This is a genomic window from Pedobacter sp. HMWF019, assembly GCF_003061025.1.
Classification (GTDB): domain Bacteria; phylum Bacteroidota; class Bacteroidia; order Sphingobacteriales; family Sphingobacteriaceae; genus Pedobacter.
Genome location: NZ_QAIL01000057.1, coordinates 1 through 6196, shown reverse-complemented (window position 1 = coordinate 6196; position 6196 = coordinate 1). Strand labels below are relative to the sequence as shown.

The 6196-nt window shown below is 38.2% G+C and carries 5 protein-coding genes; 2 read left to right on the top strand and 3 right to left on the bottom strand.

The genetic code is table 11. The features are described 5' to 3' along the window. Positions 1-68: 68 nt before the first annotated feature. The 3 genes from DBR11_RS04020 to DBR11_RS04010 form a co-directional block, all read right to left on the bottom strand. Positions 69-248, bottom strand: coding sequence for a hypothetical protein (locus DBR11_RS04020; RefSeq protein ID WP_108550328.1), 180 nt, complete (start codon positions 246-248; stop codon positions 69-71). Between the two features lie 410 nt (positions 249-658). After that, positions 659-3604, bottom strand: a complete 2946-nt coding sequence (locus DBR11_RS04015) for a two-component regulator propeller domain-containing protein (RefSeq protein WP_158275202.1) — start codon at positions 3602-3604, stop codon at positions 659-661. Next, positions 3594-4385: a LytTR family DNA-binding domain-containing protein gene (locus tag DBR11_RS04010; RefSeq protein ID WP_108550326.1), complete on the bottom strand. Its 792-nt coding sequence runs from the start codon at positions 4383-4385 to the stop codon at positions 3594-3596. The genes DBR11_RS04015 and DBR11_RS04010 overlap by 11 nt, the downstream gene beginning before the upstream one ends. A 146-nt stretch (positions 4386-4531) precedes the next feature. Here DBR11_RS04010 and DBR11_RS04005 point away from each other — a divergent pair, with 146 nt between their 5' ends. Further along, positions 4532-5245 (top strand): ferritin-like domain-containing protein, encoded by a 714-nt coding sequence (locus tag DBR11_RS04005; protein WP_199233753.1) that lies wholly within the window; start codon positions 4532-4534, stop codon positions 5243-5245. Positions 5246-5262: 17 nt separating this feature from the next. Then, positions 5263-6108: a ferritin-like domain-containing protein gene (locus tag DBR11_RS04000; protein WP_108550325.1), complete on the top strand. Its 846-nt coding sequence runs from the start codon at positions 5263-5265 to the stop codon at positions 6106-6108. Positions 6109-6196 lie beyond the last annotated feature (88 nt).

The following is a 6196-nucleotide window of genomic DNA, read 5'->3' as shown; positions in this document are numbered from 1 at the left end:
GTATAAAATGTTTTAAAATAAAAAGCATCCCTTAAGGATGCTTAGAAATAAGTTATAATAGATTTTGATTAATAATCGTCTTCGTCATCACCAAAGTCATCAAATGCATCAAGATCATCTAATGGCATATCAAAGTCGTCATCATCATCATCAAACGATTTCTTATTTCTTGAATCGTCATTGATCATATCCCTGTCTTCAGACTCATCTAAAGGACCTTTTTTAATGGATTTTTTTGGAGTTGTCATTACAAAAAAAATAAAATGCAAAAAGTGTTGTTTGATAAATTAAAATTACGAAAAAGGAAGTACAACCTGGTTATATTTCTCATCTTTTTCTGTACATCAAAATTACTATAAAAAGATTTTTTCTAAAGAACTTTTTTAAAAAAAAAATATTGAAGATCAATCAATGGATAATGAGGCATGTATTCAAAAAAAAAGTGGTAAAGATTTTGGCTTTACCACTTTTAACACACAAATGAAACCTGAATTGAGATAGTTTTTTAGGTTAGGTTAAAATATCTTTGCCAATTCTATAAGAACGATTTTTACAAACTATGTTTGCATTAATATCTATAACAAGTTTAATGCTATTTCTGCCGTTATTTATATCCAAATTAGTAAGTGGTATGAATAATTGAGTAAACGGTAACAAACTAGTGAAGCGGTATGGAAATTACTACAGAAGTGCCCGAAATTCCGTTCTGACGGACTAAAATCTGTATGGGATTTGCTTCAATCTTATTTAAAAGATTCACTCTTTCCTGGGTAAGACTCATCCCTTTGCTTACATGTTCTGTCCTTTTATTCTTTAAGGAATTGTTTATGCCTATGCCATTGTCGATAATACTGATGGTCAAGCCCAGTTCTTCTTCCCGTTCGATGATGATTTTCAGCTCACCGCCATTGTCCATAGGCATGATGCCATGCCAGATGGCATTTTCTATATAAGGTTGCAACAGCATAGAGGGTATAAAGGTCTCATCCTTATCAATTAATGGATCTACCTGTATCCGGTAGCTAAGTTTATCCCCAAACCTTTTCTTTTCCAGGCTCAGGTAAAGTTCCAGGTATTCCAGTTCCTCTTCCAGAGAAATAAAGCTTTTTGTACAGATCTCCAGATTTTTTCGAATCAGTTTAGCAAAACCTGTTAAAACCTTATTTGCCGAAGAGGTATCTTTAGTATTAATATAGTGCTGAATGGAGTTCATTACATTAAATACGAAATGTGGATTCATCATCGCTTGTAAAGCCCTTTGTTCCAGCATCAGGATTTTGTTTCTTAATAAAAGCTCTTGCTGCTCTTTGTTTTTCTGTCTTTTAGTTACTACAACAGCAATCCAGTAAAACGTAAAGCCAGCGATGACAAACAAAATCAGCAGAAACCAATAAGACTGCCAGAAGCGGGCCTTAAGCTCAAAATCGATAGAGGTTGGAATACCCCAGCTGCTGTTGTTCGTTTTAGCACAGAGCTCAAAACTGTATTTTCCAGGTTCTAAAGAAGATAGTTCAATGCGTCTGTTTTTCGTTTCAGTCCATACATCATTTGATTTTAAGCGGTAGCGATAAGAGATGTCCTGATTCTGAAAATCTATAGCACCATAATAAAAATTAATCTTATTGTTGGACGGGGCAAGAACAATTGGATCATTTTTAGTGCTAAGTTTTACCTGACCAACCACAATGGCGGATATTAATGCCTTTGGTGCTTCGGAGAAATCATGATGCGGTCGGTTATGGAAAAAAACAAGCCCTTTATTGGTTGCAAAATAGGCGGTGTCTTTATCAATGTAGAGATCATTCACATCGTTTTTCAATAAGGGATTGGTATATTCAAAAGCTTCAACTAAAGGTGTGCTGCCATCCAGGCAGATCCGGTTGAGTCCATTGTTGGTTACTACCCAGATGTGATTGTTCCGGATAAATATTTTTTTGCAAATATTACTCGAAAGTCCCTGTTTCTGGGTAAAACGGTGGATGATTCTCTCTCCCCGGATCAAAATCAGTCCATAACCATCAGTTGCCAGCACGAGTGTGCCGTCCTGTTGCTGCTGGATGTCATTGATTCTTCTCGTTAGCAATTCATTTTTATAATAGGTGAAAGAACCGGAAGCACTGACTTTCGAAAACCCGTTAATATTAGAAAACCAGAGGTTATCCTGGCGGTCATAATAAGTACAATAGGCCCGGTTACTAAAAAATTCATGGTTCTCTTTAAGTGCTGAAATGCAAAAATCAAGTCCCTTATTTTTAAGATTTAAAACCGCAACACCAGCAGATAAGGCGAGTGCAAGTTTACCTGTCGGACTGATGCTGAAGTCCTTTATTACAAAAATAGAATGATTGGCTTCTCTTAAATAACGGATGTTTTTTTGTGGATTTGCACTGTTGGTAATGCCCAGACCATAATCAGAAGCAAAATAAACAGAGCCGCTTGCCGAATCTATCAGTAGTTTTTTGATGCCGTTAAAGGTTTTTTTGTCCTGGAGATCAATGTGTTGCACATGCATTGTTCTTTTATTCAGTACATCTATATGGCCGTAATCGAGACCAAGCCAAAGGTTGTTTTTCTGATCTTTGGTTACGCTTTTTATACTATTTCCCGTAACGCCAAAGCTCTTGTCAACGGTATACATCCTGTTTTCTTCTCTTGGCAGCATGTAAATGCCGTTACTCGTTGTAAACCAGGTATTGCTTTCCGTATCCTTTAGAACCTGTACGGTCGGGATACCTTTTAAATAGGTCGTTATTTTCTGACGATCATCTAAATGGTAGACGCCTTCGTTATTGCTTAGCCAGAGGTCGGTATTGTGGATGTAGAAATAACCAAGGTTGTCGTTAATAATACTAGGGGGGATTTTGAACAACAATTGTTTGTCTCCGCCGCTTTGTGCATTGAGGCCGGTTTTATCGATATACAGATTGAGGTTGTTTTTTAAATTGGTAATCGTTTTGTAGGAGAGAGGCGTTAGGGGAGGATAACTGGTTCTTTTAAACACCCCGTTTTCAAAGTATCGGATGCAATGTTCACTGTAAACCCATATTCTGCCTTTTGCATCTTCGTTAATATGTGCGGAGATCAACTGGTTGGAAAAATCATCAGAGGTATAAGTCGTTAGGGAGGTTCCATCAAATCTGAACAAGATGTTTTTGTTGGTTCCAAACCAAATTCTTCCCTGTGTGTCTTCAAAGATAGAAATGACCACAGCATTAAATTTGAGCAGCTTCAGGTTTTTATCATTGAAGCTATTGTAGATCTTTCCATCCTGGAAATAACTCATTTCTCCATTAAATGCCACAAACCAGATTCTTCCCTTCTTGTCTTCTTTTATTTGGATAATCTGATTATCCGGTAAGCCATCGTCGATAGAAAAGTTTTCAAACCTATTGCCGTCAAAACGGCAAACGCCTGCATCTGTACCGATCCAGATATATCCTTTTGAATCCTGAAGGGTATAATAGCAATTATTGCTCGGTAGACCATCTTTTGTAGTGTAATGCTGTATATAGGCTGATTGAGCATAGGCAGAGGTGCTGAAAACGCTCAGGAAAACTGTAAGACATAAAAACAGTAAATGCAGTCTGTTTTTTTTATTTATCACCTCTATGATTTGTATATAATTTAATTTTTTCGGCAAACTCACTTGCTCTTCTACGTGAAACTGCAATTTTTACACCATTTTTAAGTGTGAGCTCCACTCCATTTTTGGAATTGTACTCTTTTAAAAAGTCCAGGTTGATGATGCTCGATTTATGAACGCGTACAAATTGGTTCTCAGGCAGTATTTCTTCATAATCTTTAAGAACCTTTGAAACGGTGATCTTATCTTTTCCTGATAAGTAAAATACGGAATAATTGCTATCCGCTTCTATATTGATAATGTCATTGATGTCTACAATTGTATAACCACTCTGTCCATTAGGAAGGCTAAGTTTACGGATTTCGTTTCGCTCGCTCAGGTTTTCGGCAAGCTGATTTAAACGGGCCGTATTATTTTGTTGGTTCTGCCGGTTTAGGCCGATGTGTTTTACGGCTTTGTCTACAGCTTCTTTCAGTTCATCGATATCAATAGGCTTCAGCAGATAATCGAGAGCATTTGCTTTAATCGCTTTTAAGGCATACTGATCATAAGCAGTGGTAAATATCACATGAGCATGATGGAGCTGTGCGCTTGGTATCAGCTCAAAACCATTTTCACCAGGCATAGCAATATCCAGGAAAATAAGATCTATTTCTTGTTCTGAAAGTAAAGTCCGGGCCTCGGCAACCGACTTTGCAATACCAGAGATATGAATATTCTCACAGTTTTCCTGTAATAAAAAATATAGGGAAGAACGGGCAAATTCCTCGTCGTCGACAATAATGGTATTTAGTAAAAGCATATATGGCATCAATTTATTAAAAAATAGTAGAAATGTAAAAACCGTATCATTTTTTCTCTCGTAAATGGGGATAGAAACTTAAAAAACTAATAATGGAACCTGCGTATGCAAGTTTCAGGACCATTGAACTCTAAATAAAAGAAACTATGAAAACAGAACCAGGACAAGAGTTGGAAATGCTGCAAAAAGAAAACAGCATTCTTACCGCCAGCCTGCACCGCAGATCCTTTTTGCAATATGCAGGAGCAGGGGCAGCAGGTATTGCATTAATTGCTGCAGGATGTAAAAAAGATCACGGAAACGACATGCCGCCAGTTAATGGTGGGGTAACACTTGATTTTAAGGATGATTTTGGTGTGCTGAACTACGCCTATGCGCTGGAGCAACTGGAAGCAGCATTTTATATACAGGTAGCTTCTAATCCACCCTCAGGATTTAGTCCAACAGAAAAGCAGTATTTTCAGGATATTCAGTATCATGAGATTGCACACCGGGAATTCTTTAAAAATGCATTAGGTACCGCTGCAATCGGAAGTTTAGCTGTCGATTTTTCTTCTATAAACTTTACCGACCGTTCAAGTGTGTTGGGCGCTGCAAAAGCATTCGAAGATTTAGGGGTGGCTGCTTATAATGGTGCTGGTGTCCGCATTAAAACAGACGCTTATCTTGTTCTGGCTGGAAAAATTGTATCAGTAGAAGCCAGACATGCAGCCTATATCAGGGATTTAATTACTCCAGGCAGTTTTGCTGGATCAGATGTTGTGAATGCCAGTGGATTGGATCAGGCATTAACACCAGATGTAGTGCTCAAAGCCGCGGGCAAATACATCAAAACAAAAGTTAATGTGATTAATCTATAACCTAAACTCTAGAAAACATGAATATCGTAAACATAATTGAAGAAATTGAAAAAGTTGACGGTGAGATCTATGAGAGATTAAGCCCAAGACGTTCGGCAATGAAAGACTTTTATAACATGGGGAAAAAAGTAGCTTTGGCAGCGATGCCACTTGCACTTGGATCAATGTTTAATAAAGCCTATGGCCAAACCTTGCCTACAGCTGTAGTTGATACACTTAACTTTGCTTTGACCTTGGAGTATTTGGAATACAATTTTTATAATCATGCGGTAGTAGCAGCTCCGGGACTAATTCCTTCTGGCCTACCTTTAACGGCTATTACAAATATACGTGACCATGAAAAAGCGCATGTGGATTTGCTTAAAGGAGCCTTGGGTTCTTCTGCATCAACTTCGGGGCCTATGGCTTACGCCGATTTTGACTTTACAGCTAAAGGTACTTTTCAAGATGTATATACCAATTACGCAACCTTCCTTGCAGTTGCACAGGCCTTTGAGGATACAGGTGTAAGGGCTTATAAAGGTCAGGCTACAGCTATAAAAGGAACAGCCTATTTGACCGTTGCGCTTCAAATCCATTCGGTGGAAGCGCGGCATGCTGCTCATATCCGTACGATGCGTGCTGCAAATGGAGTAACGATCAAACCTTGGATCAGCTTAGGGCCAGGTGGAAGTTCTAATGATTCAGGAGTATCGGCTGCAGATCCCGTTTATGCAGGTGAAAACAATACAGTCCAATCCAATGTCAATATTGTTGGAATTAACGGCAACACTGGTGTAACAACGGCTGCAGCTGCAGAGTGTTTTGACGAGCCTTTAGCAAAAGCAGACGTATTAACTATTGCCAGTTTATTTATTAAATAGGGATTTTTGTTTAAGTTTTAAAATGGGGAAGAGGGCGTAGGCCCTCTTCTTTTTTTATAATTAATAATTGATCACCTGTTCTTCCAGG